General features: G+C 29.6%; 30 protein-coding genes and 1 tRNA gene. 17 read left to right on the top strand and 14 right to left on the bottom strand.

Annotated features, from left to right (window positions below; genetic code table 11):
• Positions 1-53 precede the first annotated feature (53 nt).
• Complete coding sequence (prmA, locus tag OLM55_RS11665) at positions 54-887, bottom strand: 50S ribosomal protein L11 methyltransferase (protein WP_264559081.1); 834 nt, start codon at positions 885-887, stop codon at positions 54-56.
• Between the two features lie 88 nt (positions 888-975).
• Between prmA and OLM55_RS11660 the strand changes: the two genes are divergently transcribed.
• From OLM55_RS11660 to OLM55_RS11650, 3 genes are read left to right on the top strand one after another with little or no spacing between them, the layout of a single operon-like run.
• Positions 976-2193 (top strand): OprO/OprP family phosphate-selective porin, encoded by a 1218-nt coding sequence (locus tag OLM55_RS11660; protein WP_264559080.1) that lies wholly within the window; start codon positions 976-978, stop codon positions 2191-2193.
• 45 nt (positions 2194-2238) lie between these two features.
• Positions 2239-3075 carry a S1 RNA-binding domain-containing protein gene (locus OLM55_RS11655; protein ID WP_264559079.1) on the top strand — a complete coding sequence of 279 codons (837 nt, stop codon included), beginning with the start codon at positions 2239-2241 and terminating at the stop codon, positions 3073-3075.
• Positions 3076-3363, top strand: a complete 288-nt coding sequence (locus OLM55_RS11650) for a hypothetical protein (protein WP_264559078.1) — start codon at positions 3076-3078, stop codon at positions 3361-3363.
• Between the two features lie 11 nt (positions 3364-3374).
• Here OLM55_RS11650 and OLM55_RS11645 read toward each other — a convergent pair whose 3' ends face one another.
• The 5 genes from OLM55_RS11645 to OLM55_RS11625 all read right to left on the bottom strand — a co-directional run bounded on the left by OLM55_RS11645 (position 3375) and on the right by OLM55_RS11625 (position 8365).
• Positions 3375-4496 carry a hypothetical protein gene (locus OLM55_RS11645; protein ID WP_264559077.1) on the bottom strand — a complete coding sequence of 374 codons (1122 nt, stop codon included), beginning with the start codon at positions 4494-4496 and terminating at the stop codon, positions 3375-3377.
• On the bottom strand, positions 4496-5575 hold the full coding sequence (locus OLM55_RS11640; protein WP_264559076.1) for an FRG domain-containing protein: 1080 nt from the start codon (positions 5573-5575) through the stop codon (positions 4496-4498). Before OLM55_RS11640 ends, OLM55_RS11645 begins: the two co-directional genes overlap by 1 nt.
• Positions 5576-5641: 66 nt before the next feature.
• Positions 5642-6802: a serine hydrolase domain-containing protein gene (locus OLM55_RS11635; protein ID WP_264559075.1), complete on the bottom strand. Its 1161-nt coding sequence runs from the start codon at positions 6800-6802 to the stop codon at positions 5642-5644.
• Positions 6802-7245, bottom strand: coding sequence for a PH domain-containing protein (locus OLM55_RS11630; protein ID WP_264559074.1), 444 nt, complete (start codon positions 7243-7245; stop codon positions 6802-6804). Before OLM55_RS11630 ends, OLM55_RS11635 begins: the two co-directional genes overlap by 1 nt.
• A gap of 1 nt (position 7246) precedes the next feature.
• Positions 7247-8365, bottom strand: a complete 1119-nt coding sequence (locus tag OLM55_RS11625; protein WP_264559073.1) for a C1 family peptidase — start codon at positions 8363-8365, stop codon at positions 7247-7249.
• 172 nt (positions 8366-8537) lie between these two features.
• On the opposite strand from OLM55_RS11625, the gene OLM55_RS11620 reads away from it, so the two are divergent.
• The 8 genes from OLM55_RS11620 (at position 8538) to OLM55_RS11585 (ending at position 16039) form a co-directional block, all read left to right on the top strand.
• Positions 8538-9377, top strand: a complete 840-nt coding sequence (locus OLM55_RS11620) for a 1,4-dihydroxy-2-naphthoyl-CoA synthase (protein WP_264559072.1) — start codon at positions 8538-8540, stop codon at positions 9375-9377.
• 3 nt (positions 9378-9380) lie between these two features.
• The gene (locus OLM55_RS11615; RefSeq protein WP_264559071.1) at positions 9381-9953 is read left to right on the top strand and encodes a PH domain-containing protein; all 573 of its coding nucleotides are present in this window, start codon (positions 9381-9383) and stop codon (positions 9951-9953) included.
• Positions 9943-11445 carry a PH domain-containing protein gene (locus tag OLM55_RS11610; protein ID WP_264559070.1) on the top strand — a complete coding sequence of 501 codons (1503 nt, stop codon included), beginning with the start codon at positions 9943-9945 and terminating at the stop codon, positions 11443-11445. Before OLM55_RS11615 ends, OLM55_RS11610 begins: the two co-directional genes overlap by 11 nt.
• Before the next feature lie 17 nt (positions 11446-11462).
• Positions 11463-12356, top strand: coding sequence for a 1,4-dihydroxy-2-naphthoate octaprenyltransferase (menA, locus tag OLM55_RS11605; RefSeq protein ID WP_264559069.1), 894 nt, complete (start codon positions 11463-11465; stop codon positions 12354-12356).
• A 10-nt stretch (positions 12357-12366) separates the two neighbouring features.
• Positions 12367-13044 (top strand): metal-dependent hydrolase, encoded by a 678-nt coding sequence (locus OLM55_RS11600; RefSeq protein WP_264559068.1) that lies wholly within the window; start codon positions 12367-12369, stop codon positions 13042-13044.
• Between the two features lie 22 nt (positions 13045-13066).
• A complete protein-coding gene (locus tag OLM55_RS11595) occupies positions 13067-14260 on the top strand; it encodes a tetratricopeptide repeat protein (protein WP_264559067.1) in 1194 nt (397 codons plus the stop codon).
• A gap of 100 nt (positions 14261-14360) precedes the next feature.
• The gene (locus tag OLM55_RS11590) at positions 14361-15419 is read left to right on the top strand and encodes an o-succinylbenzoate synthase (RefSeq protein ID WP_264559066.1); all 1059 of its coding nucleotides are present in this window, start codon (positions 14361-14363) and stop codon (positions 15417-15419) included.
• Positions 15420-15457: 38 nt separating this feature from the next.
• A complete protein-coding gene (locus tag OLM55_RS11585; RefSeq protein ID WP_264559065.1) occupies positions 15458-16039 on the top strand; it encodes a tRNA-(ms[2]io[6]A)-hydroxylase in 582 nt (193 codons plus the stop codon).
• A gap of 57 nt (positions 16040-16096) precedes the next feature.
• Here OLM55_RS11585 and OLM55_RS11580 read toward each other — a convergent pair whose 3' ends face one another.
• Positions 16097-17332, bottom strand: coding sequence for a glycosyltransferase family 4 protein (locus OLM55_RS11580; protein WP_264559064.1), 1236 nt, complete (start codon positions 17330-17332; stop codon positions 16097-16099).
• A gap of 90 nt (positions 17333-17422) precedes the next feature.
• Between OLM55_RS11580 and OLM55_RS11575 the strand changes: the two genes are divergently transcribed.
• Positions 17423-17935, top strand: coding sequence for an NUDIX hydrolase (locus OLM55_RS11575; protein WP_264559063.1), 513 nt, complete (start codon positions 17423-17425; stop codon positions 17933-17935).
• Here OLM55_RS11575 and OLM55_RS11570 read toward each other — a convergent pair.
• Positions 17932-18540, bottom strand: a complete 609-nt coding sequence (locus OLM55_RS11570) for a YkgJ family cysteine cluster protein (RefSeq protein ID WP_264559062.1) — start codon at positions 18538-18540, stop codon at positions 17932-17934. The two genes, OLM55_RS11575 and OLM55_RS11570, sit on opposite strands and share 4 nt — an antisense overlap.
• Positions 18541-18601: 61 nt before the next feature.
• A complete protein-coding gene (locus OLM55_RS11565; protein ID WP_264559061.1) occupies positions 18602-19213 on the bottom strand; it encodes a YkgJ family cysteine cluster protein in 612 nt (203 codons plus the stop codon).
• A 270-nt stretch (positions 19214-19483) separates the two neighbouring features.
• On the opposite strand from OLM55_RS11565, the gene OLM55_RS11560 reads away from it, so the two are divergent.
• On the top strand, positions 19484-20161 hold the full coding sequence (locus tag OLM55_RS11560) for a fibronectin type III domain-containing protein (protein ID WP_264559060.1): 678 nt from the start codon (positions 19484-19486) through the stop codon (positions 20159-20161).
• 104 nt (positions 20162-20265) lie between these two features.
• On the opposite strand, the gene OLM55_RS11555 is transcribed toward OLM55_RS11560, so the two are convergent.
• A tRNA-Arg gene (locus OLM55_RS11555) sits at positions 20266-20339 on the bottom strand.
• A gap of 113 nt (positions 20340-20452) precedes the next feature.
• On the opposite strand from OLM55_RS11555, the gene OLM55_RS11550 reads away from it, so the two are divergent.
• Positions 20453-20965 carry an adenine phosphoribosyltransferase gene (locus tag OLM55_RS11550; RefSeq protein WP_264559059.1) on the top strand — a complete coding sequence of 171 codons (513 nt, stop codon included), beginning with the start codon at positions 20453-20455 and terminating at the stop codon, positions 20963-20965.
• 74 nt (positions 20966-21039) lie between these two features.
• On the opposite strand, the gene OLM55_RS11545 is transcribed toward OLM55_RS11550, so the two are convergent.
• The 4 genes from OLM55_RS11545 to OLM55_RS11530 all read right to left on the bottom strand — a co-directional run bounded on the left by OLM55_RS11545 (position 21040) and on the right by OLM55_RS11530 (position 24875).
• Positions 21040-21180 (bottom strand): SsrA-binding protein, encoded by a 141-nt coding sequence (locus tag OLM55_RS11545; protein ID WP_264559058.1) that lies wholly within the window; start codon positions 21178-21180, stop codon positions 21040-21042.
• A 58-nt stretch (positions 21181-21238) separates the two neighbouring features.
• Positions 21239-23206, bottom strand: coding sequence for a M56 family metallopeptidase (locus tag OLM55_RS11540; RefSeq protein WP_264559057.1), 1968 nt, complete (start codon positions 23204-23206; stop codon positions 21239-21241).
• Between the two features lie 4 nt (positions 23207-23210).
• On the bottom strand, positions 23211-23567 hold the full coding sequence (locus OLM55_RS11535; protein WP_264559056.1) for a BlaI/MecI/CopY family transcriptional regulator: 357 nt from the start codon (positions 23565-23567) through the stop codon (positions 23211-23213).
• Between the two features lie 69 nt (positions 23568-23636).
• Positions 23637-24875 (bottom strand): MDR family MFS transporter, encoded by a 1239-nt coding sequence (locus OLM55_RS11530; protein ID WP_264559055.1) that lies wholly within the window; start codon positions 24873-24875, stop codon positions 23637-23639.
• Positions 24876-24957: 82 nt separating this feature from the next.
• Between OLM55_RS11530 and OLM55_RS11525 the strand changes: the two genes are divergently transcribed.
• Genes OLM55_RS11525 through OLM55_RS11515 form a run of 3 tightly spaced genes read left to right on the top strand, consistent with a single transcriptional unit; the run spans position 24958 to position 26959 of the window.
• Complete coding sequence (locus OLM55_RS11525; protein ID WP_264559054.1) at positions 24958-25554, top strand: DUF1684 domain-containing protein; 597 nt, start codon at positions 24958-24960, stop codon at positions 25552-25554.
• The gene (locus OLM55_RS11520; RefSeq protein WP_264559053.1) at positions 25554-26225 is read left to right on the top strand and encodes a TatD family hydrolase; all 672 of its coding nucleotides are present in this window, start codon (positions 25554-25556) and stop codon (positions 26223-26225) included. Before OLM55_RS11525 ends, OLM55_RS11520 begins: the two co-directional genes overlap by 1 nt.
• Positions 26226-26242: 17 nt before the next feature.
• Positions 26243-26959 (top strand): tRNA threonylcarbamoyladenosine dehydratase, encoded by a 717-nt coding sequence (locus OLM55_RS11515; RefSeq protein ID WP_264559052.1) that lies wholly within the window; start codon positions 26243-26245, stop codon positions 26957-26959.
• Positions 26960-26969: the final 10 nt, after the last annotated feature.

Genomic DNA, 26969 nt, shown 5'->3' with positions numbered 1-26969 from the left:
TTTGTCTTAAAAGTTTAAAGTTCAAATGTTTAAGTTTACAAATTTATAAAAATCTATTTATTATATTTCAATGCCACCCAATTATTTCTTTCAAATTTCTTAACATAAGTCAATCCGTTTTCAGTACAAGATGCATCAATAACTGGAATGTCTTCAGTGTAAAATCCACTTAAAAATAAGGTTCCACCTGTGTTTAAACAATCTACATATTGTTTCATGTCGTTTAACAAGATGTTTCTATTAATGTTGGCAATGATAATATCATATGTTTTACCAGCTAATAAATCAGCATCACCTTCATAAACAGAAATATTTTTACATCCATTACGCTCAGCATTTTCAATTGAATTTAAATAACACCAATTGTCAATATCAATAGCATCGATAGGTTGAGCGCCTTTCATTTCAGCAAGAATAGCCAAAATTGCAGTTCCGCAACCCATATCTAATGTTTTTTTACCAGCTACATCTGTTTCTAATAAATGCTGAATCATCATATGAGTAGTTTCATGGTGCCCCGTTCCAAAACTCATTTTTGGTTCGATAACAATATCAAATTCTGCATTCGTTTTAGCATGAAAAGGAGCTCTTACATGGCATTTTCCATCAACATCAATTGCTTCAAAATTCTTTTCCCATTCTTCATTCCAGTTCACCTGATCAATTTCTTCAAAAGTATAGGAGATTTTAAATTCATCACTCCCAAGTACAAAAATATCCTCTAAAATATCTTCCGTCCACAAGTCTTTTTGTACATATGCAGATAAACCTGTTTCCGTTTCAATAAAGCTTTCAAATGCTTTTTCACCAAGTTCAGCAAGTAATATTTCTGAACCTAACTCTTTTGGTTCAATTGTAAAATGATATCCTATATAAATATTTGACATGTTTTATTTTTTTGCAAAGATAAATAAAGCAAATCCTTTTAAATAATTTATTTTTGCAAACTAAACAACTTATACAACACACAACCTTATGAAGTATTTTATTACACTAATTGTCTTAGTTTTATCTATATCCTGCTTTTCTCAGGAGTTAAAAGATACAATTAAAAATAACGATTTAAAATTAGCCGCGTTACCTTATTACAGCTATGGAAAAGGTTTAGGGATTACTTCTCCAGATAGTTTATTTCAGCTAAATATTCGTTTTAGAATGCAAAATAGGGTAACTTATTTTAGTGAAGAAGACAAAGATAATCGATATGAAGCACAAATAAGAAGGTTACGTTTACGGTTTGACGGTTATGTTGGAAACCCAAAATATTTATATGTAATTCAATTGTCTTTTGCACCTGGAGATGTTGGTGTAATTGAAGAAGGAGATAATTTGAATATTATTCGTGATGCCGCCTTAATATATAGACCAAATGAAAAATGGAGTATTATTTTTGGACAAACGAAGTTGCCAGGAAATAGACAAAGAGTAAATTCTTCTGGAGCATTACAACTTACTGATAGAAGTATAAATAACTCAAGATTTAATATTGATAGAGATTTTGGTATTCAAGGTTATTATATAAATGAAAAGTTAAATAAGTTTTCTTATAATATAAAAACGGCAATTTCAACTGGGGAAGGAAGAAATTGGACGAAAACTTCAGATGATGCTGTTGCATTAACAGGTAAAATTGAATTATTTCCTTTTGGTTCATTTAAAAAAAATGGTTATTATTTTGAAGGAGATATTTTAAGAGAAGAAAAACCTAAACTTTTACTCTCAGGAGCTTACCATCAGAATAATAATGCTGTAAGAACACAAGGACAAATAGGTGACGAACTTTATAGTTCTTCAACCATTAGATCGCTGTTTTTTGATGCGCTTTTAAAATATAATGGATGGAGTTTTATGACTGCTTATATGAATAGAAATGCATCTGATTTAATTACTTATAATCCAGACGATATAACCGATTTTAATTATGTGTATGCAGGACATGGAATGGATTATCAATTAAGTTATGTTTTTCCAAGTAATTACGAAGTTATTGGACGTTTTTCTACTCAAAACGTAAAGGATGAAATTAAATATTTTACACCAAATACAAAACAATACAGTCTTGGACTTACTCATTATCTATGGGAGCATTCACTTAAGTTTCAAGGCGAAGTTACGTATAGTGAATTAGATTATTTTAACAGTTCTACTTTAAATAACTGGTATTTTAGAGTACAAGTTGAAATAGGAATATAATTTTTATATTCATTTGATTACCTTTGCAGTCAATTAATAGCAATTATGTTACAAATAGGTCAATACAATACCCTTAGAATTCTTAGAGATACACAAGTTGGACTTTTTTTAGGCGATGGAGTTAACGAAGAACACGATGTTTTACTTCCTAATAAATATGTGCCAAAAGAATTTCATATTAATGATGACATAACGGTTTTCGTATATCTTGATCATGAAGAAAGACCTGTTGCAACTACACTAAAACCATATGTAAAGCTGAATGAGTTTTCTCATTTAAAAGTAAATTACAAAAATGAGTTTGGTGCTTTTTTAGATTGGGGATTAGAAAAAGATTTATTTGTTCCTTTTAAAGAACAAGCACGTCCTATGGAAATAGGAAAACGTTATTTGATTTATTGTTTTATGGATGAAAAAACCAATAGAATGGTAGCTTCTAGTAAAACGCAACAGTTTTTGAGTAACGATGATTTGACTTTTGAAGAAGGTGAAGAAGTCGGTTTAATTGTTTCACATATTACCGAAGCTGGTATAAATGTGATTATTAACGAAAGACACAAAGGTTTAGCTTATAAAAACGAAGTCTACGAAGATATAAAACCTGGAATGCGAATGAACGGTTATATCAAACAAATTCGTCCTGATGGGAAAGTAGATGTTTCGCTACGTAAATTAGGTTTTGATGCTATTGAACCTTCTGCACAACAATTATTAGACGAATTGAAAGCCAATAGAGGTTTCCTTGGATTAAATGATAAAAGCCATCCAGAAGACATAAAAACGGTACTTAAAATGAGTAAAAAAGTTTTTAAGAAAGCAGTTGGTAGTTTATACAGACAACAATTAATAGATATTAAAGACGACGGAATTTATTTACTATAAATGACTGACAAGAAAAACATTCTTTTAGCCCTTAGCATCATTTCATTTGTATTGTTGCTAACGGCTATTTTTGTTTCTTTTGATGAAATAGAAGCTTTTGGAATGCAGTTTTCAATTATTTGGATTCCGGTTTGGACACTTACTATTTTATTACCCATTTTTAACTTTGCAGAAATAATCTTAGAAAGAGATTACATTAGTAAACGTATTGTTGTGGCGTTGATTTTCAATATCATTAACATGTTTTTTATTAGCCGACATTTCGGATTTGTTTATTTTCCAGAGTAAACTATTTAAATTTAAAACGCAATTTTTTTTGAAATTTCTTCAATATTTTTTCTCAAATAATCGTTTAAGTTTGTCTTCTTAAGTTTTAATTTCAGTTCAATAAAACGTAGAAAATCTTCATTACTTTTTCCGGAATTTAAAAACTCTTTTAATAGTGGAATTCCACCTTTTTTAATAATTAAATCGCAAAGAACTGATCCAATTACATATTGTGGATTGGTTTCGTTATCTAATTTCCAAAAGTCATTAGGTTTGTTTAAATCCACTTCTGGATGTGCTTTTAAATAATCATTGACTCTTTTAATATGATAAAGAATTGGTTTTCCGTTATGTGAGTTTTCTTCTCCAAAATAAGCTGATAAACCAATTAAAAGTAAGTCATTTGACTTTGGAAAGTATTTATTAATAACATGAGTTAATTCGTGTTGATGGTTTTCTCCTGCTAGTTGAGTAGCATAAATAATGTTATTGTACGAATCGAAAAATCCACATTCAGTACTGTTTCCCATTGTAAAAACATAATCGAAACCTTTTGTTCTAAAAACATCGTCACAATCTTTACAAATAAAGTAATTGATTTTTTCGTTTTTTAAATGGAATGTTGAACTGATTGTATTAAGAAACTCATTTGCTTTCAACGCATTTTCTTCGTTAAACTGATATTCTGGAAAAAAATGATAAGTGATAAAACCAACTGTTTTAGTATTCCAATTTTGAGTTAGTGTTTTCTGATAATTGGTCAAAACAAACTTTCCGTTTTGCTTGGTAGCAACTACATTTACGACAGCAAAAATGTCTAAGTTTTCTTTATTGATGAAAGCCGATTTAATAATATAATCATCGTTGTTTTTAGTAATAGAAAGTATTTTATTATCCAATTGAAAATGATAAATAGAAGGCTGAATAAAACCTTCACTTCTCAATAAATCGTAGCTTTTGTAGACTTTTTTATCAGCTTCTAACCAATTGGGATTATTGTTTAATTGATACGGTTTCGAATTTAAATAATTTTTCCAAAGATGAATTATTTCATTTCTTTCTGTACTTAAAGTATCTAAACCAATATTAGTCGTGGTTTCTTGACCAAAACAAAAAGTACTTAAGAGAAGAAAAATAAAAGTGATTTTTTTCATTATAGAAACATTTTTTTAAGATTTAATTCTTTTACTAAACCCTCTAAATTAGGGTATACAGTTGAATAATTAATTCCAGATATTTTTAATTCTTCAAGAATATTTAATATAAATTCTTTCTTAATTGCTATTTTTTTAAAATGTTTTTTTTCTTTTAAATAATTACACCAAGGGTCATTAAGGACACTTCTTATATATTCACATTTGTTTTTGTTAAATTCAACGAAAAAATTGGGAGTGTATACCTCTTCATTATGTGATTTTTGTGTTAAATATTCATCTATCGGGTTTAGAATTTCACCAATTGAGTATTCTAAATTTTGTTTATTTGTTTCTTTATTTTCAATTAAATCTTCAAAAAAGAATACTTCTGAACCGTGTAGGGTAAATTTACTTTGTTGGTTTACTAATCTATGATCAAAATGTGTTGGGTTTATTGCAATTGGTATTGTTGGATGATATTTACCTGAAAGGTATTTGTCATTTATATCTAAATGATTAATATCTAAACCTATATTTTCATATTTATTTAAAAAATATTTTAATTCAGGTGAATAGGAACTAATTTCTTTTCTTTTATTTTTATATGGGCTATAACTAATTGATGTAAAATGATATGCAGCATTTAACCAATAAGGGTCTAATATATATATTGCTGCATCAGAAGTAACTTCTTTTGAATCATATTTTGATAAAGCGAAAAATAGAGCAAGAAGAGGGCTCTCGGTCCAGTCTATTAACCTAGTTTTTAAACCATAATGTTGACCTAAAATATAATAATCTAGTTTTGTTTTAGGTTTTTTGTTTTTTAGAAATGATTTAGATTTTGTAGTAAACTCGTTTATACTAATAGAATCTTCACGATATGATACTTCAAATTTTTCAATTACTTTGTTTTTTAATTCTTCTTTATTTAGTGAATTTTCATTAATTCTATATCTACCTGGAATTGTTAAGTAATCTGAATTCGATTCGCCTCTAAACCAATAATTAAGATTTGCATCACCATGATTATAATTCCATTCCTTCGTAACTTCTTTAATATTATTTAAATAATCTGAAAGTGATTTTATTTCCATATAAATTATTATTTCAAAATCAAATATAATTATTTTAAAGCCATTCTTTAGATAATTACATTTAATTTATTCCTCCAAATCATACGGGTAATCACCAAAAATACTTGAAAGTGTTACCGATTTATAAACCTTACGGGTGTATTTATTTGAAAGCGCAATAATGGTTACTGTATCTTTTTTTAAAGTGGTAAACGATGTTGTGCTTCCGTGCCACCAACCGTTATGGTAATGAATTGTACTTCCATTATCAAACTCATTCATGCGAATACCCAATCCGTAATTACGTATGCCTCTGTGTTCGTAACTGTAGCCTTTTAGCATTTCTGCTTTTAATTCAGGTGTTAGGTAATTTGGTGAATAGGTTGCCAAATCAAATTTTAATAAATCGTGTGGAGTAGAGTAAATGTTTTTATCGCCATAAATTCCATCTAAAAAATCCCACGCAATAGGCACTTTATTCCCTTTATACGATTGACTTACTTTGTCTTTGTCTTCAATGTTTAAAACAAAAGTATGCTCCATTTTTAAAGGTTCAAAAACCAATTTTTTCATTGCTTCAGGAAACGATTTATTCGTTACTTTTTCAATAGCCAAAGCCAATAAAGCATAATTGGTATTACAATAACTAAATTTTCTATCAATTTGGTACTCTAGTGGAATATCTTTTGTAGCTAAAATGGTTAAAATGTCTTTGTTGGTAAGTGTTTTGCTTCTGTCCCAATTTTCTTTATGATCTGCGAAATAACCATAATGAGCCAAACCGCTTCTGTGGTTTAATAGCATTCTAATCGTTGTTTTTTCATGTGGAAACTCTGGAAATAAGCTTTTTAAGGTTTGGTCTAGTGCTAATTTTCCGTCTTTAACCAACATTAATACTGCTTGTGCAGTTAATACTTTACTAACCGATGCCAAATGCAAAGGTGTATTCTCGTTAATTGGTTCTTTCGTTTTATAATTAGAACAACCTGAGTAGTTTTCGTAAATGATTTGTCCGTTTTTAGCCACTAAAAAACCTCCACTAAATTCTTTATCGTTTATTTTGGTATTAAAAAAATGTTCCAGAAAATTCTTTTTATCCTTAATATAAGAATCGTCAATTGCATTGAATTTTACATCATACAATTCTTTTTTTAAAATGTCTTTTTTGGCTATATCTTTCTTTGTTGTTTTCTCATTACATGAAATAAAAAAAAGTAGGGTTAGGCAGGTAATTAATCTAATAAACATTAAACGGGTTGGTTAATAAGGTTGATGTTTGGGTTAATTTGAGTTAGTCTTTGTACAAATTCTTCTCTGTTTTCGGGTGAAATATAAATATCATCATATTGATTATAGGTTATAATTAAACCAATGTGACTCAATGCGGGTTTCCATATTGTGGGAACAAAAATGCCATTATGAAATTCAATTTTCTTTATTGAATTCACTGCAATTGTTCCTTTAAACGGTCCTGATTTGTAATATAGATTTTTAGCATCTAGATTATAATTGGTCTGTAAAATAAGCCATGTTAGCAAACCTAGGATAATAGAGTTTATTGTAATAACAACATAGAAAGCAGTTATATCATCTTCCCAAATTACAGGAATAGTTCCGCCAATCATAACAAAATAAACAATTGCCATTGTCCATTTATTAAATGTACTAAAAGCTGATTTGTACTGCGTCATTTTATAGCTTTAAAGCTTTCTTAGTTTTCTTAGCTAAAGCATCTTTGTGTACCAAAACCGAAATCGCTTTCAATCGCATATAAGGAACACTCATGTAAACATAACCACCATTGGCAACACGTTTTTCATCGGTTCCCCAAGAGTTTTTAATTTTGTAATATACATTTCCTTTTTGGTCTTTAACCGTTCCTACAATGTGCATTAAATGATCGTCTGTAGTTGTGAAATTTTCAAATTCCGCTTGACGATAAGCTGGAGTAACATTCATTTCAGTAATAATTTCAGCTAATCCTGTTTTCTCATCTTCTTCTGTTTGTGGTACAAAAGCTATTCCGTATTTCGCAGAAAAAGTAGCTTCAGAAACATCACAATCTAATGCTAAAGAATAGCCATTAGCTAAAGCGTTATCAATATTGGCAATAAATTCATCTAACGGAAGATTATACATGCTACCGTTTGAAAAATTATCTGGAATATTTAAAACAAAAGAATTGTAATTAGGTTCATGCGTAAATGAAGTTATCGTTACATAGTTTTCTGGTTGAATCTTCATTGCTTCCATAAAACTTTTTGGCGAATACTTTTTACCTTCAAAGGTGAATTCTGTTGGATTTTCACCTAAATAAGTATTTAAGATAGATTCAATTGCCATTTTCCATTTCGGAGAAAGTTTTTTACCTGGGTTTTCAACATAGGTCTTTACCATTGCTTCTAAAACGGCAACCATTTCTGCATGATTATGTGTTTTTTCTTCTTCCGATAAACCTGTGTAAACTGAAACTGGAACTAAGCCATATTCAGCAGCACTGTTTAAAACATCATGAGACAAACCACCTTCACTAAATTGGGCTTTTCCTTGACGCATAACATAATTTTCTGCTTTTTTAGGATAGGTATTTCTAACTTGGTACATTTCTGATAAATCTACTTTTTTACCTGTTAATCGAGTAATTTCAGACTCTAAAAATGAAGAAGTTGAAAAACTCCAACAAGTACCTGTTTTACCTTGTGAAATAACTGGAGTTGATTCTAACTCTATAACTGATTGGAATTCATAATTTTGTGCGTTGATAGAAAGTAATCCTGAAGCAAAAAGTAATCCTAAATATATTTTTTTCATGTGTCTATTTGTTTTGAAGATGCAATATAATGTAAAAAATGCTTTATTTTTACGAGAAATTTTATTTTAACTTGTTTTTTAGAAACACTGATTAAAGAAATTTAGATAATTAAAAATAATAACTAAAGTTTGAGTTTTAAAATTGAACTTGAACTTGTAATTGAAATTTAAAATGAGCAAAATCAATTGGAAAACCGTAAAAGAATTTGAAGATATAACGTATAAAAAGTGTGATGGTGTAGCGCGTATTGCTTTCAATCGTCCTGATGTGCGTAACGCATTTCGCCCGCATACAACTAAAGAATTAATTGAAGCATTTTATGACGCACAAGAAGACACTTCGATAGGAGTAGTTTTACTTTCTGCAGAAGGACCAAGTTCTAAAGATGGAATTTACTCTTTTTGCAGTGGTGGAGATCAAAGAGCACGTGGACATCAAGGTTATGTAGGTCAAGACGGTTACCATAGATTAAATATATTAGAAGTACAACGTATGATTCGCTTTATGCCAAAAGCAGTTATTTGTGTTGTTCCAGGTTGGGCTGTTGGTGGCGGACATTCACTTCATGTAGTGTGCGATTTAACTTTAGCGAGTAAAGAACACGCTATTTTTAAACAAACCGATGCTGATGTAACGAGTTTTGATGGTGGTTATGGTTCGGCTTATTTGGCTAAAATGGTGGGACAAAAGAAAGCGCGTGAAATTTTCTTTTTAGGAAGAAATTATTCGGCACAAGAAGCTTTCGAAATGGGAATGGTAAATGCAGTTATTCCACATGCTGAATTAGAAGATACAGCTTATGAATGGGCGCAAGAAATATTAGCTAAATCTCCAACTTCTATAAAAATGCTAAAATTCGCAATGAATTTAACCGATGATGGAATGGTTGGTCAACAAGTTTTTGCTGGTGAAGCAACTCGTTTGGCTTATATGACTGATGAGGCAAAAGAAGGTAGAGATGCTTTCTTAGAAAAACGTAAACCAAATTTCGAAAAGAAATATTTACCATAATTTATGGAAGAATTCACAAATAAAGAAATATCAATTTCAGATTTACCACAATTTGAATCGGTTCAATTAAAGCCGATTCAATCAGCTTTTTACAAAGTAATTTTAATTAATATTGGAATTGTTTTTACTTTATTAGGTATTGGGTTAGGTGTGTTGTCTTTTTTACAAAGTGATTTTTTTCCAAATAGAGTTTGGTTATTAATTGGTACTGGTTATGTAATAGCATTAGGAATTAGTATCATGTTTTCTAATTTGAGTTTTAAATATAGAGGTTTTGCCTTTCGCGAACACGATGCTATTTATAAATCGGGAGTTATTTCTCAAACCACAACGATAGTTCCTTATAAAAGAATTCAACATGTTGCTTTGCATCAAGGTTTGTTTTCTCGTTATTTTGGTTTGGCTTCTTTAGAATTGTTTACAGCTGGAGGAAGTTCAACCGATTTAGAAATTAACGGATTGACTTTTGAAGAAGCACAACGTTATAAAATTTGGATCATTCAAAAAATTGATGCTTTAATCGAAGAATCAGAAGAGGAAACAAATCAAAATTTAGATGACCAAGATGAAATTTGATTTCTCAATTCCGCAACGCCAATCTAAACTCGGAATTTCTATTTTGTTTTTAGATTCTATGCAAAAGCTAATTCGTGCATCTATTGCAATATTTGTAGTTTTTGCAATGAATTTTGAGAAATACAAAATGAGTTTAATTTGGTTAGGATTGGCCATTGTGTTGCTTTCGGTTTTAGGTACTTTTATTCGATATTATTTTTTTACGTTTCAAATTGATTACAAATCGAAAGAGTTGATTATTCAAAAAGGATTTTTAAAAAAATCTAAAATTAGTATTCAACTGCATAAAATTCAACAAATTAACCTAAATCAGAATTTGTTGCATAAAGTATTCAAATTATATGAAATTAATGTAGATACGGCTGGAAGCGGAAAAAAAGAAGTAGAAATTAAAGCAGTTTCAAGTTATATTGCCAATCAATTAAAGGAAACTATTGAACTTTTAAATGAAACTGAAACAATTGATGTTGTTAATAATGACGAATCAATTCAATCTACAGAAGCTAAAACGATAAAAATTGGATTTTTTACCTTAATAAAAACCGGAATTACTTCAAGATATGTAGAAACTTTTGGTTGGTTGTTTTTAGTATTAAATACACTTTGGGAAAACGGAAGGCAAATTCATATTGAGGATAAAATTGACACTAATTCTATTGAAAACTATTTGAACTTTAATTCGGTTTTACTTTCGGTAATTATAGGTTTTGTATTTATTTTCATATTGATTATTGCAATAAATTTAGTTCGAACGATTGTTCGTTTTTTCGATTTTAAGATTACCCGAACTAAACATTCTCTTTTACTTACTTACGGATTAATTACTACTCGAAACACAATAATTAATCCTATTAAAGTGCAACTGATTAAAATTTCTCAGAATTATTTTCAAGAAAAATTAGATATAAGAAATTTAAGAGTAGAACAAGCTTCAAGTGAAGCAAATTCTAAAGAAAAAAAGAAAGATAGAATTGAAGTTCCTGGTTGTTCAGAAGTGATGAAAAACCAAATATTAGATTTTGTTTATAATAAAGAAATTACAAATCAGGAAGTGTATTTTCCAAGTATTAGAAAATTTTGGATTCGTTTTATTTTTATGATTCTTTTGCCAATTGCAATTATTCTATCGGTAAACACGTTTGCCCATTTCTTGCTTTGGAATAAATTGTACTTATTTGCAACATTATACTTTATTATTGGAACATTAAGTTGTTGGCGTTTGTATAAAAACTACAAGTTAATGGTTACACCTAATTTTATTTTGGTGCAATCTGGTTTTTGGGATATTGATACAGCTATTATTGAACCTTATAAAATTCAAGCCATTAAAACCAATCAATTCTTTTGGCAAAAGAGGTTGAACATTGGAAGTGTATATTTGTACACTGCAGGTGGAACTATTGCTTTTACAACAGGATTTTATAATCAAATTACGCAATTGAGTAATAAATGGTTGTATCAAGTAGAAATAAGTACTAAAAAATGGATGTAAATTAAGATTGAAGAAATATGAAACACTGGATTCAAGCCGCACGATTACGAACATTACCTTTATCTCTATCGGGAATAATCATTGGTAGCGCTTATGCCTATCATCAAGGATATTCTAATTGGAAAATAGTGGTTTTGGCATTGTTGACAACTTTAGGATTACAAGTACTTTCTAATTTTGCTAATGATTATGGTGACGGAATTAAAGGAACAGATGACAATAGAATAGGAGAGAAGCGTTTAGTTGCAGCCGGAATTATAACTGCCCAACAAATGAAAAAAGCAGTTATTATAACTGCAATAATTACTTTCATCATTGCTTTGACTTTAATCTATATAGCTTTTGGAAAGGAAAACTTTGTTTTAAGTCTGGTTTTTATCTTATTAGGAGTTGGCGCTATTGGAGCAGCAATTAAATATACTGTTGGGAGTAATGCTTACGGTTACAGCGGTTTTGGCGATTTATTTGTATTCATTTTCTTCGGATTGGTTTCCGTAATGGGTTCTAATTTTTTATTCACGCATTTTGTAGATTGGAAACTACTTTTACCAGCAATTGCTATTGGATTGTTAAGTGTTGCCGTTTTAAATTTAAACAATATGCGCGATATTGAAAATGATAGAATAGCAGGAAAGAATACTTTGGTAGTTAAAATGGGATTAGAGAAAGCTAAGAAATATCATTTTGCTCTAATTCTTACAGCTTTAGTTTTGTTTATATTTTTTAGCGGATTAATTACGATTGTAATGTATATTTATTTGCCAATTGTATTTGTGCTTGTAATGCACTTAAAAACAGTTAAAAAAGCCAAAAAATATGAAGAATTTGATCCAGAATTAAAAAAAGTAGCGTTGAGTACTTTTGCTTTAAGTTTATTATTTTGTTTAACTTTAGTTTTTACTAATATTTAATTTCAAAAATATGAAAATTACATTTTACGGTCACGCTTGTATAGGAATTGAAGTAGATGAGGTCCACATTTTAGTTGATCCTTTTATTTCGGGTAACCCAAAAGCAGCTCATATTGATATTAATTCATTAAAAGCCGATTTTATTTTACTAACTCATGCGCATCAAGATCATATTTTAGACGTTGAAGCCATTGCAAAGCGTACAGATGCAGTTATTGTGTCGAACTATGAAATTGCAACGCATTATGGAAATAAAGGTTTTAATTTTCATCCAATGAACCACGGTGGAAGTTGGGATTTTGAATTTGGAATGGTAAAATATGTAAATGCTATTCACACTTCGTCTTTTCCTGATGGAACTTATGGCGGTCAGCCAGGTGGATTTATAATTGAAGGAGAACGCAAAAACATTTACATTGCAGGAGATACTGCATTAACAATGGACATGAAGTTAATTCCATTGCGTACCAAATTAGATTTAGCCATTTTACCCATAGGAAGTAATTTTACTATGGATGTTGATGATGCTATTATTGCCTCTGATTTTATTCAATGTGATAAAATTTTAGGTTATCATTACGATACTTTTGGTTATATCGAAATCAATCATGAAGAAGCAAAACGTAAATTCTTTGATAAAGACAAAGATTTGATGTTATTAGAAATTGGCACAAGTATTGAATTGTAGAAAAAACAATTTCAAAATAACTATGAGAAAATATACTTTACTGATATTATTTATTTCAACTATTTCATTTGCTCAACAAAATGGATATTGGGATAACCAAAGAGCCACTTCAAAAGAAATTTCTTTAAGTGCTGGAAAACGCATATTAATTAAATCAGAAGATTTACCTATTGGTACAACTGAATTTGTTTATCGAATTTCATTGTTAAATGATACTCAAAATGTATCGAGTAGTTTGGTTTCAATATTAAAGTCAATTCCCGATCCCACAGGAGTTTCTCAAGGTGCTGCAGGTGCGGTTTTTTTAACCTCAAGCATTTCAGGTAATGACAAATGTACTTATGCTATATTTCCAACTGCAGAAGGTGCAAATGTATATTTAAAAGAAGCCAATGTAGATTTAGCTTGTTATGTTCAAAAAGAGAAAGTAACTAAAGATGCAAAACTTATTGCGCTTAAAAACTCAAAGTGCTTGGACAATATTCCTTATTTATGGTTTGGTTTTGAAAGTCAGAATTGGGTTATGAATCAAAGAATAGTATTAGAAATTGTTCCTTGGGTTGACAATGTAGCAAGTAGAGGTTGGAATTCTGATGCAAAAAATACGATAATCAGTTTTGCTAAAAAATTACCGGTTGTGACTAATTTAAAAAACAAAGATGCTTTTTGTGCTCAATTTTTAGAATTGGTAAGCTCTAAGTATACCAATACAGAATTCAATAACTTATTACCAATAGAAAAAAATAAAGTTATAGAATCATTTACAGAAGAAAGTTTAACAAAAACAGGAGAAGTAAATGTCTTTTACGATACGTTTAGAAACAAATCGATGAAAGAATTCAACAAAGGAAATTACCAAGAAGCCATTAAAATTATACAAGTTGATATTTTCAATAAAAACAGAGCAACTTATAGAGATTACGGAGTTTTAGGAGATTATTATTTATTTTCAAAGCAATTTACTAAAGCGGAAGAAACCTATGCAAAAGGTTTACAATTACAACCTTCAGAAATTAATTTTCAGTTGAATTTAGCTCATGTTTATTTGTTTACCGATAGAATTTCAGAAGCTAAAGAAATTCATAAAAAATACAAGAACGAGAGTCTTTTTACTGGAAATACATGGAAAAAACAAGTACAACTTGATTTTAAAGAATTTGAAAAACACGGATTTCCAACTGATGATTTTAAAAAGATAGATAGAATCTTAGATTAAGAAAAACTAAAAAAAAACAATTACAACTTCAAAAAGCAATATTTAAAATTGCCTTTTTTTCTTGAAGTTGAGATTTGAATTTTGACATTGCAATTGAAAAATGAAAGCAACTTATAAGAAATACATACTAAACTTTAAACGTCCAAGTGGTACTTCGCGTGGAGTTTTAACTACTAAGGAAACTTGGTTTTTAATCTTAGAAGAAAACGGGAAAATTGGAATAGGAGAATGCGGAATTTTAAGAACCCTTTCTATTGATGACCGACCAGATTATGAAGAAAAATTGCAATGGGTTTGTGCAAATATTCATTTAGGTAAAGACTCACTTTGGGAAGCTTTAATGGAGTTTCCTTCTATTCAATTTGGAGTAGAAATGGCGTTTCTTTCATTAGCTTCAAAAACACCTTTTGAGTTGTTTCCTTCGGAGTTTACTTTGGGTAAAAAAAGTATGGAAATTAATGGTTTGGTTTGGATGGGCGAAGAGCATTTTATGAAAGAGCAAATAGAAGAAAAACTAGCTCAAGGTTTCCGATGTATTAAGCTTAAAATTGGAGCAATTGATTTTGAGAAGGAATTAGGTTTGTTACGTTTTATTCGTCAAAATTTTAATGCTAAAACCATTGAAATAAGAGTGGATGCTAACGGTGCTTTTAAGTTAAATGAAGCTTTAAGTAAATTGAAGCAATTAGCTGGTTTTGAAATTCATAGCATTGAACAGCCTATTGCAAAAAACAACACTGACACGATGGCAGAGTTGTGTGAAATAACTCCTTTGCCTATTGCGTTAGATGAAGAGCTAATAGGAGTTTTTGGTATTGAAAATAAAGAACAATTATTACAAAAAATTAAACCACAATACATCATTTTAAAACCAAGTTTAGTAGGTGGATTTAAAGGAACTTTGGAGTGGATTTCTATTGCTGAAAAATTCAATATTAAATGGTGGATTACCTCTGCTTTAGAAAGTAATATTGGCTTAAATGCAATCACACAATTTACCTATACTTTACAAAATCCATTGCCTCAAGGTTTAGGAACTGGGGGTTTGTATACTAATAATTTTGACTGCCCATTAACTATTAAAACCGGACGTATTTTTTATGATGTTCATTTAAATTGGGATATTTCTCTTTTAGGTTTAGAACCTAAATCTTCTTAAATTTGCACTTATAATTTACAATTCATAATTTTTTATCCATGTTCAAATTAAAACTTCCTACAGATCCGCGTTGGGCAAATATTGCAGAAGGTAATTTAGAAGAAATTCTAACAGACCATGCTTGGTGCGAACAAAAAGCAGTTACAAATTGTATTACGCTTATTACCATGTTGCCAGAACATACCGAAGTAGTAAACGAATTAATTTCTATTGCTAAAGAAGAAATGGATCATTTTGAACAAGTGCATGATATTATAAAATCACGCGGTTGGGTTTTAGGACGTGAGCGAAAAGATAGTTATGTAAATGAATTGTATAATTTTATGCTAAAAGGCGGAAGTAGACAACAATTTGTGGTAGAACGACTTTTATTTGCTGCAATGATTGAAGCCAGAAGTTGCGAGCGTTTTAAAGTGCTTTCAGATACAATTTCCGATAAAGAATTAGCTGTTTTTTATAGAGATTTAATGATTAGTGAAGCCAACCATTATACTGCATTTATTGGTTTTGCAACAAAAATAGGAACTGATATTGATGTAAAAAAGCGTTGGGAAGAATGGTTGGAAGCAGAAGCCAAAATTATTGCGAGCTACGGAAAATCAGAATCTATTCATGGGTAAAATTTGCTTTAAAAGTTTAAGAGGTTTTATATAAAAGTTTAATTTCCAATAATCAAATCAACAATTCCTATTCTTCAACTCAATCCAACGGCTCATAAACTTGGTACTTTGCATGGTTTGATGTTGTAAAATTTGACCTAAGAAGTTTTGGTTGCGATGTGTTTCTAAATTCGAAAGCAAATCGCCAATTTTTGTAACAAAATCAGTTTCAAAAAGCGACTTTTCAAAACGTTGATTTACTAAGTAAATTCCGTTTTTTTGTGCAGTATTCCAAAGTGCTTCATTTGAATACAATTCAATTGCTTTTTCAATAAACTCTTCATCTGAATTTGCAATACAACCATTCCAATCTAAATTTTCAGGCATAGCTTCGGCACCAACTTTAGTGGTAACATTGGGTAACCCCAATTGCATACTTTCTAATAATTTTCCTTTTAAACCGGCACCATAAGGGATAGGGGCGAGCAAAACTTTAGCCGAATTAAAAACCTTTTCAACACTTTCAGCTCTTCCTTTAATAAGAAAACCTTCTTTATCGTTGTGCAATTGTTTTGCTTTTTCTGAAACATAAGCACCATAAATATGCATTTCGGCTTCAGGAAGTGCTTTTTTAATTGATTTCCAAAGCTTTTTCAGTTGGAGTACAGTTTGCCAATTTGGTTCGTGTAAAAAGTTGCCTATGCTTATAAAATGCTTTCTTTCTTCAAACTTTGGAATCTTTTCAAATGAATTCTCGTTTAAAACTTCCACCATGAAAGGTAAATAATGTAAAATATCACTATTTACTTTAAAAGTTTCGGTGAGCAATTGCATTTCAAATTCCGAAATAATTAAACTCAAATCACATCTATAAATGGAAGCCAATTCGCGTTTAAAAATATCAGAAATATAATCTTCAAAAGCTACAGTTTTATTTTGTTTGAATGCTGTTTCTCTTGCCTTTCTAAGAAAATGTAAATCTTCTGTGTCTAACATTCGTAAAGCATTTGGGCAATTTTCAGCTACACGCCAACCGTATTGTTCTTCCATCATAAAACGATCAAATAAAACAATTGTTGGGTTTAATTCAGTAATCAAAACATCAAAACTAGAATCGTTTAACTGAATATTTTTTGTTTGAACTCCTATACTTTCTAAATCAAAAGAATTTTCACCTTTACTTGCCGAAGACAGAAAAGTAATTGTATGGTTTTCTTTTTGAAACACTTCAATAATTTGCAACATTCGAGTTCCTGCTGCTGTTGAGGTTGGTTCTGGCCAAACGGTTCCTATAATTACTAAGTGATTTTGCATGGTACAAATATAGAATTAATAATTGTGAGTTATGAATTGTTAATTATGAATTGTTTCTTTGTAATTCATAATTCGTAATTGATATTCAATATGACTTTCTTTAAATTTTGCCCCAATTGTAAATCTGAAAATTTCACTTTTCCAAATAACGTTCGTTTTCATTGTAATGATTGCGATTTTACCTATTATCATAATATTGCAGCGGCTGTAGCCATTGTTTTTACTTTTGAAGACAAAATATTGTTTACCGTTAGAAATGTTGATCCTGATAAAGGAAAATGGGATTTACCAGGTGGATTTATTGACCCAGGCGAAAATGCTGAAGCGGCTGCTTGTAGAGAAATTAAAGAAGAATTGGGTTTAGACATTATTCCAAACGATTTAAAATACATTACTACTTCTCCAAATAATTATTTATACAAAAACGTGCCGTATAGAACGATGGATATTTTTTACGAATATCCGCTTAATACAGATATGATTTCTATAAATGCTGAAGATGAAATTCAAGATTTAATTTGGGTAAACCGAAATGAAATTGATTTAGAAAAAATTGGTTTTGTTTCAATTCGAAAAGTAATAGATGAAAAATATAAAATTTAAGCACAATTAGGAAAACCTTCTGGTAAATCTCTATACGCATAATATCGTAGGACTTCTTCAATGGCTAGTTTTAAAGCGGTATTTACAGGAACAATAACATTTCCCATTCTAAAATCTATTTGAGATAAATTCATGTAGTAATCTGTAAAAACAGGAACTGGCAATCCATTGTTTATGGCTTCTGTAGATGTATTGAAATTTTCAGTTTGACTTTCTTTGATTATTTTGCATGTAGCCAATCGTAAAGCGCCATACTTATCTTTCGTTGCTCCAAATCCAAAAAGGCGACAAATTAGTCCGCGATATGGATAATCTCCACAACTTCCCGAATTACTATCTAATAAAGATAAAGGTTGGTAAATATGACAAATAGAGCTTTGTTTTACTTTAAGTTTGGCTAAAACAGCTTCTGCATCTCCGTTTAAAAAAAGATGAAAAGCCCAAGGTAAAAATTCTAGAGGTGAAGCTTCAATGTCTGGTTTAGTACAGCATTTTCCACATCCTGCAATACAACCAAGTTTAGTTTGTGTTTGAAATTCGGCAATTTCTAGATCAAGATTTTTGTATAATTCTTCAACTAATCTAACACGGTTTTCTATTGACATTAATTTCTTTCGAAGGTAGTCTATTAAGTGATTGAATGTTAGGTTTCTCTTGATTATAAAATTAAAGTTTTTCTCCTTTATAATTATCTGGAAAAGGTCGGTAAGCATAATATTGTAAAACTTCTTCTAAAGCAAGCTTCATAGCTTTGTTTACGGGTACAAAAACATTTCCCATTCTAAAATCTATTTGAGAAAGTTGCATATAATACTCGGTAAAAATGGGAATTTGCAATCCGTTATTTATAGCTTCTGTACTTTTGTCGAAATTCTCTTTTTGTCCTTCTTTAATAATATTACAACTAGCAATACGTAATTGTCCATACTTGTCTGTTGTTGCGCCGTAACCAAATAAACGACAAATTAAACCGCGATGTTTATAATCGCTGCATTGTCCTTTGGTGTATTCTTCAATTGACTTAGGTTGGTATAAATAACAATTTGGAGTTGTTGTGTTGTTTAGAATAGTTAATTTTTCTTCGGCCTCACCTTCAATAAAAATATGAAAAGCCCAAGGTAGAAACTCTAATGGAGAAGCATCAATATCAGGAGTAGAACAGCATTTACCACAACCTACAACACAAGAGAGCTTCGTTTGCGTTTGAAAAGTTTTAATCTCTGTTTCTAGGTTTTGGTACAATTCGTTTACCAAATACACCTTTTCTTCAATGCTCATAGTTCTAAAATATCGTGTAAAAATACAAAAGCTCTGTAGAATGCAGATATTTTTGTGGCATAGATTTTGCTTTGTCAATATTGGTTAAATTTTATTTTTTTTACGATTTTGATTATAAAAAATAAAAATTTAAATTAATTAAGTAAAATTTTGTAAATTAGATTTATAATAACTATTTGATTACTAGTTTTTTATTTGGATTTGCAAAAGTTGGGAACATATCGAAAAGCCAACTAAATTTTGGAGTAGATAAATTAAATTAAATTAATTATGAAAAATTATTTCTTTAAAACTATTTTATTATCATTCTTCTTTATCGTTGCAACAAGTTGTGATAGTGATGATTCTAATCAAGTTGATGCACCAACAGTTTCTAGCGATACAACTGCAGGTAATGTAGAGGCTACTTACACAACTATTAAAATTAACGGAAATGTTACATCTACTGGTGGAGGAGAAATTACCTCTCGCGGAGTTTGTTGGAGCACAAGTTTAAATCCTACAATTAATGATAATAGAACATCAGAAACGGCTAATGTTTTTTCTAGTACAATTAGTAATTTAACAGCAAATACAGCTTATAATTTTAGAGTATATGCTACTAATAGTGCAGGTACAAGTTATGGAATAAATCAAAATTATAGTACATCATCATTAGATGCATCAATGTGGAATTTTTTAATTAATAACTCTGGATCTTCATGGAATGCAGACGTTACTTTTAACGCAGATGGAACAACAGTTTATGATGAACCAAGTGATCCAGGCACATATTTAACGAACGGAACTTGGTCTTTAAACGGAAATATATTAACGTATGATATGGATTCTTCTGAACCAACAAATGCATCGTATCAGTTTACCGGAACTTTATTAAACAGTACAATGAGCGGAACTTTTACTTGGTCTGGCAGTCCAGATCAAACTTGGAGTGCAATTGAGTATTAGATTTTTTTAATCAGTTGTTATTACTGAGAGGAATAGATATAAACTAGATTTTAAATAAAAAATCCTTAAACTACTGATAACAGTGCGTTTAAGGATTTTTTTAGTGACCTCGACTGGATTCAAACCAGTAACCTTCTCAGCCGTAATGAGATGCGCTATTCAGTTGCGCCACGAGGCCATTTTTGCAAAGTCTATAAATACATAAATGTGTATTTTCAACTTGTTTGCGGGTGCAAATATAGATATAAATGACTAAATTGCAAGTGTAAATGATAAAAAAAACACACAAAAATGAATATTGAAAGCTATATACGTGACATTCAGGATTTTCCTAAACCAGGAATTGGATTTAAAGATATTACACCATTATTAAATAATGCTAAAGCTACACAAGAATGCTTAGATTTATTAGTAAATTCGTTAGAGGGGAAAAAAGTAGATAAAGTAGTTGGCGTAGAGAGTCGTGGATTTTTCTTTGGAATGCTTTTAGCACAAAGGTTAGGTGTTGGATTTATTCCTGTTCGTAAACCCAAAAAACTGCCTTATAATACCATTTCTGCTTCTTATGAGTTAGAGTATGGTTCAGATGTTTTAGAAATGCATACCGATGCGATTGAAAAAGGAGAAAACATCTTAATTCACGATGATGTTTTGGCAACTGGTGGAACTGCAAAAGCAGTTTGTGAATTGGTAGAACAGTTAGGTGGAAATATAGTACAATGTAATTTTTTAATGGAAATAGAATTTTTAAATGGAAGAGAAAAGATTTCTGAGTATGAAATTTTTGCTGCTTTGAAGTATTAGATTAAAAGATTTTAAGATTTTAAGATTGAATGATTAAATTATTGAAAGATTTCATTTTTTGAAAAGCCAAAATCTTATTTTAAACTTTTAATAGTTATATAATAACGATAAGCTAAAATAGCTTGTTGCCATTTTTTTGCTTTCGTTACATCTAAACGTTGCTTTGTGAAACTTGGTAAAATAAGCTTATTTAATTTTGCTAAAAATTTATACATTGTTCATAATTTTTGGCAAATATAGTTAAAAAAAAGTCTCGCAATTGCGAGACTTTTTTTATTTGGTTTTAATAATTATTTTTTGAATTATTAAGTTTTCGTCAGTTGAAAGTTGATCTTCAATTACTTTTATTTCCTTAAATGAATTTGAATCATATTTTTTAAATGATTCATAAGTATTGCTTACTTCGGTTCCATCAATTTCTATTTTTATATTTTTTAGAGAATATGTAGGGTATTTTGGAATTTTAATCATCTCATTCTCGAAAATTACCAGCCAATTTCCATTTTCTAAAACAAATTTTTTGTTTTCAATTTTTTCAGGTTCAATTACATAAATTACTTCTTGTGTATTACTGTTTTCCGCATCAACTACAACATCACCAGTAATGGTAACAATGTTGTTTTTTTCTTCAATTTTATTAGGTGTCCCTGTATATAAAAACCAATTTTTATCTTTTAAATCATTATAAGTATATTTTTTACCACCAATTATATATTCTTTACCTTTTTGAAAGGTTAATTTTATGTTTTTTAATACTTGATTTTCTTCTTCATTTACAAAAAAAGATTTACCATTAAAAATAAGAACACCATCTTTGGCTTTTTGTCCATATTTTTTAATTCCTTCTTCTTTACTTAATACAGTTATACTTCCATCAACCGAAACAGTTGTTCCTTTAGGAACTTCACTTTGTAAATATTCTTTTCCGTTGATGATGTAAAGTTGATTTAGTTCGTTTTTTTTGTTTTTTTTAGCTTCATTTACAGTAGCCATTTTAACTTTTACTTCAGTTCCAAATTGTTTTGATAGTTTTTCATCTACAATATAATCTGATAAATCTGGAGCTTCAGTAAATCCAATACTATTACTTTCTGTACTAAAATAAATAGGTTCAATTGGCTCATTTCCTTTAATTTCTTTAACGCCTTTATTGCCTTTATTGTCATTGAATTCAATTTTAATAGCTATAATTTCTCCTTTTTTATTGCGTTTAATTTTTGAAAATTTATAATCAATTCCTTGCTTTTTTAATTCTTCAGTATCTAATTTCATTTCTGCATCCGAAGCATTTTTATCAGTAACAAATCCAACAGCTATTGCTACAGCTTCTGTTACTTTTTTTTCTGAATTAATTGGATTTTCTTTAACTTGTGCTACAGTTTCTACTTGTAAAAGTAACATAAAAGCACTTAAAACAGGAAGAATTAAAGCATACTTCCACGATTTTCTTTGGTTGGATTGATTGGTGTTTAACATAACGATTCGTTTTTTGATTAATGATTGATAAAATTGATTAGTAATACTTAGCTGGTGTTGATTAGTCACCACTTTTAATAAGGTTTTTTGATAATTTATTTTGTCTTGAGTTATCACTGAAGCTTTAGCATCTGCAATATATTCTAGATTTTGAAGGATTTCTTTTTGATAAAACCACATAATTGGGTTAACCCAAAACAAAGCACAGAATATTTTTGAAATCAGTACATCAATAGAATGCTTTTCTTTTACGTGAATCTTTTCATGAGAAATAATATGTTGTAATTCTTCTTCAGTAAACATTCGCCTATTAAAAACAATGTGATTAAAAAACGAAAACGGATTTTCATTAGACTCATTGTCAATTAGAATGGCTTCTTTAGTTTTAGTTCTTTTGCCAAATTTTATAATTCTAAAAAAAGAAAGTATTTCGATTAATATCTTAACCATAAACACTACTGAAATTCCTAAATAAACATAAAATAGAATTGAATTCCAGTCAATTGGTTCTTCAATAACTTTATTTTCAATTATGTAGGGAACAAAGTCAGTGGAAACAGTTTCATAAATAACCGGACTTGGTTCAACCCAAACTATTTTTGTAAAAGTGATTAAAGGTAAAATCACAGAAGCAAATAATCCCAACAACAAAAACCATCTGTTCTTATTGAAAAAAGTCTCTTTTCGCAATAGAAAATAATAAGCCAAAAAGAAGGTTATTAGTAAACCATTGACTTTTAAAAAGTAGGTGAATATTGCTTCCATAAGCTTATTTTTTTTCAATTAGTTCTAAAATTTCACGAAGTTCTTTTGCCGAAATTTTTTGTTCTTCAGCAAAAAATGAAACCATATTTTTGTACGAATTATTGAAATAATTTTCAATAGCTGTATTCATAAATTCTTTTCTATAAGCTTCTTTGGTAACAATAGGGTAGTATTGATGTGTGTTTCCATAAGCAGTGTAGGAAACATATCCTTTTTCTTCTAAATTTCGAATAATAGTTGATAAAGTATTGTAATGAGGTTTGTCTTCTACGATTTCGGCTAATACATCTTTCACGAACGCTTTTTTAAGGTTCCATAAAATGTGCATTATTTCTTCTTCTTTATTGGTAAGTTTTTGCATAACTAAAATTTTGTTATACAAACGTAAAACTATTTTTTTAGTTTTACAACTATTTTTATAGTTAAGTAACTATTTTTTAAGTTGAAGTTTTGTTTTTGTTTCTGTATTAACTAATTTAAGTACCACAAACCCCATAAAAACGCCAATTAAACCTAATGAGCCCATAAAAAACCAATTACTTTGGTAGCCAAAACGCTCTATAATTTCCATTCCTGTTTTAGCCGAAAGAATATGTGCTAAACTATAACTCATGGTGAAAATGGCCATATAGCGACCTTCGTGACCTTTAGGAGCTCTGCTCATTGCAAATGAATTAGAGAAAGGAAACGCAAACATTTCTCCAAATGTCATAAAAACCATCATGATGATTAAAATTCCTGCCCAAAAATTAACTAACATTAAAAACATACTTAAAGACATTGCTAAACAACCAAAAGTTACAATTTTTACAGCACTAATTTTTTTGCGTTCAATATAACTTACTAAAGGCATTTCTAAGAAAAAAACTAATATTCCATTAAATGTTAAAAGTAAACCTGTTTGAAATTCAGATAAATTAAATTGTTCTTTATGGTATAATGGAATGGTTGTAAACAGTTGAAAAAACATGATTCCTGTAATTAGACAGGTTATTAAAAACAACCAAAACGGAGTGTCTTTAAAAACAGAATGTGTTAATATTTCTCCAGGATGCTCTTTGTCTAAATAAGAAGATTTTTTCTTTTCTTTTACCAAGATCCAAAAAACTAAAATAGCAGTAATACAAGTTAATCCGTCTACCCAAAATAATCCGCTATAACCTCCGGTCATAATAATTAAACCACCAAGTGCTGGTCCGGCTGCAAAACCAAGATTAATTGCTAACCTAACTAGAGTTAATGATCGAGTTCTGTTTTCTGGTTTTGAGTAAGCTGCTAGGGAAACAAACATAGCTGGCCTAAACATATCAGCAACAACCATAATTAAGAAAATGGCAACAATTAAACCTTCAAAAGAAGTAATTTTTTGTAATCCAAAAAACATTAATCCACTGGTAAGCAAGCTAAAAATCATTACTTTATAAAAGCCTATTTTGTCTGATAATTTTCCGCCAAGCCATGAGCCCAGCATAGAGCCTACTCCAAAACTTACCATTATCCAACCAACTTGACTATAACTAAAACCCAAGTCTTCTTTTAAGTATTTAGATAGAAATGGTAAAACCATAGTTCCTGCACGATTGATAAAAGTTATCAACGTAAGAATCCAAATTTCTCTAGAAAAACCTTTAAAATTATTAATGTATTTTTGGAATGCTTTTTGAATCATGTGTAGAGTAAAATGCAAAAATACAAAACACAAAAGGAATTGAATGTTATATAAAATATATATTTTTGTAAAAATTCAACCTATGAAAAACTTACTTTTAATAATTGTTTTAATTACTTCATCAATTTATGCTCAAGATAAAAAAGAGAAAACAAGTTTGGAATATCAACAACACTTGAATGAAGAATTTGCCGATTCACTTAAAAGTCCGTTAACAAATGAAGATAGAAATCACTTTAAAGCATTAGATTTTTTTACAATTGATAATAAGTATGTGGTTGAAGCTGTTTTAATTAGAACAAAAAATGAAAAAAAGTTCAAAATGAAAACATCAACTAATAGAACTCCTATCTATAAAAAATATGGTGAATTGCATTTTACTTTAGAAGGCAAAGAATTAAAGTTAAATGTGTATCAAAATATCGATTTAATGAAATTACAAGATTATAAAGATTATTTATTTCTTCCTTTTTCCGATTTAACAAACGGAAAGGAAAGTTATATTGGTGGTAGATATATTGATATGAAAATTCCAGAAGGACATAAAGTAACAATCGATTTTAATAAAGCGTATAATCCTTATTGTGCTTATAATTATGAATATTCTTGTCCAATTGTTCCTTTGGAAAACGATTTAAATATCGAAATTAAAGCAGGCGTTAAAAAATTTCACGATTAATGAAATTTATAAATTTACATACACATTCGTTTTCTAATGATGCTTCGGTTTTAGAAGTAGTCAATCAATATCCATGGGAATTTGACAAATCTGTACCTCAATATTCTATTGGAATTCATCCTTGGTATATTGAAAAAGAAAGATTAGAATCAGATATGAAATTTATACAAGAAAATCTTTTATTAAATGAATGTTTAGCGCTCGGTGAATGCGGTTTAGATAAACGAATAGAGCTGCCTTTAAATAAACAAATTGAAGTTTTTCAGCAACAAATAGAATTGGTTCAAAAAACCAAAAAACCTATTATTTTACATTGTGTAGCGACTTATCAGGAAGTTATTTCAATTAAAAAAGAAATGAATATTCAAAATCCAATGATAATTCATGGTTTTTCTAAAAATATTCAAGTAGCAAATTCGCTTTTAGATAACGGATTTTATCTTTCTTTTGGAAAATATTTACTTCGAACCCCAGAATTAGCTTCTGTATTTAATTATGTTCCAAATGAATATTTTTTTCTTGAAACCGATACCATTAAAGAAACAATTGTTGATGTGTACCAAAAAGTATCACATATTAAAAACATAGAACTAGAAAATTTGAAATATATGGTTGTGAAAAACTTCGACCAGGTTTTTAACAGCAACCCTTTTAACCTTTTAAACACATAAACTTTTAAACTAAAATAATGGCACAATGGAAAGAAAGAGCAGAATTGCTTTTTAAAGAAGAAGGAATAAACAAGTTAAACAATGCAAATGTGTTGGTTGTTGGTTTAGGTGGTGTTGGTAGTTTTGCTGCCGAATTTTTAGCAAGAGCAGGAGTAGGAAAGATGACCATTGTTGATGGAGATACGGTTGATATTACTAATATTAACCGACAATTACCAGCCTTACATTCTACAGTGGGTTTGCCCAAAGTAAATATCGTGGGAGACAGACTTCTAGATATTAATCCGGATTTGAAGTTGACCAAAATAGAAGAGTTTCTTTCGCCAGAACGGGCTTATGAATTAGTTTCACCAGAGTTTGATTATGTTTTGGATTGTATCGATAGTTTAACTCCAAAAATGAATTTGATTATTGCTGCAAAGCGTAAAAAAGTTAAACTAATCAGTAACATGGGAGCTGGTGGGAAATCAGATTCTTCAAAAGTAAGAGTTAGAGATATAAGTAAAACAGAATTTTGTCCGTTAGCAAAAAACATTCGTAAAAGGTTAAAAAAGGAAGGTATTGATAAAGGTATAAAAGCAGTTTATTCTGCTGAAATGCCAGACAGTAAGAGTTTAAAATTAACCGATGGTACAAACTTTAAAAAATCGTTTTATGGAACAAATAGTTGGATGCCAGCATTATTTGGTTTACTTGCAGCCGAAACAGTTGTAAAATATATTGTAAAAAAGTAAAAAAAATCCG

The organism is Flavobacterium sp. N2270, from assembly GCF_025947225.1.
Taxonomy (GTDB): Bacteria; Bacteroidota; Bacteroidia; order Flavobacteriales; family Flavobacteriaceae; genus Flavobacterium.
Note: the sequence above shows the minus strand (reverse complement) of the source record. Positions and strands in the feature narration are given on the sequence as shown.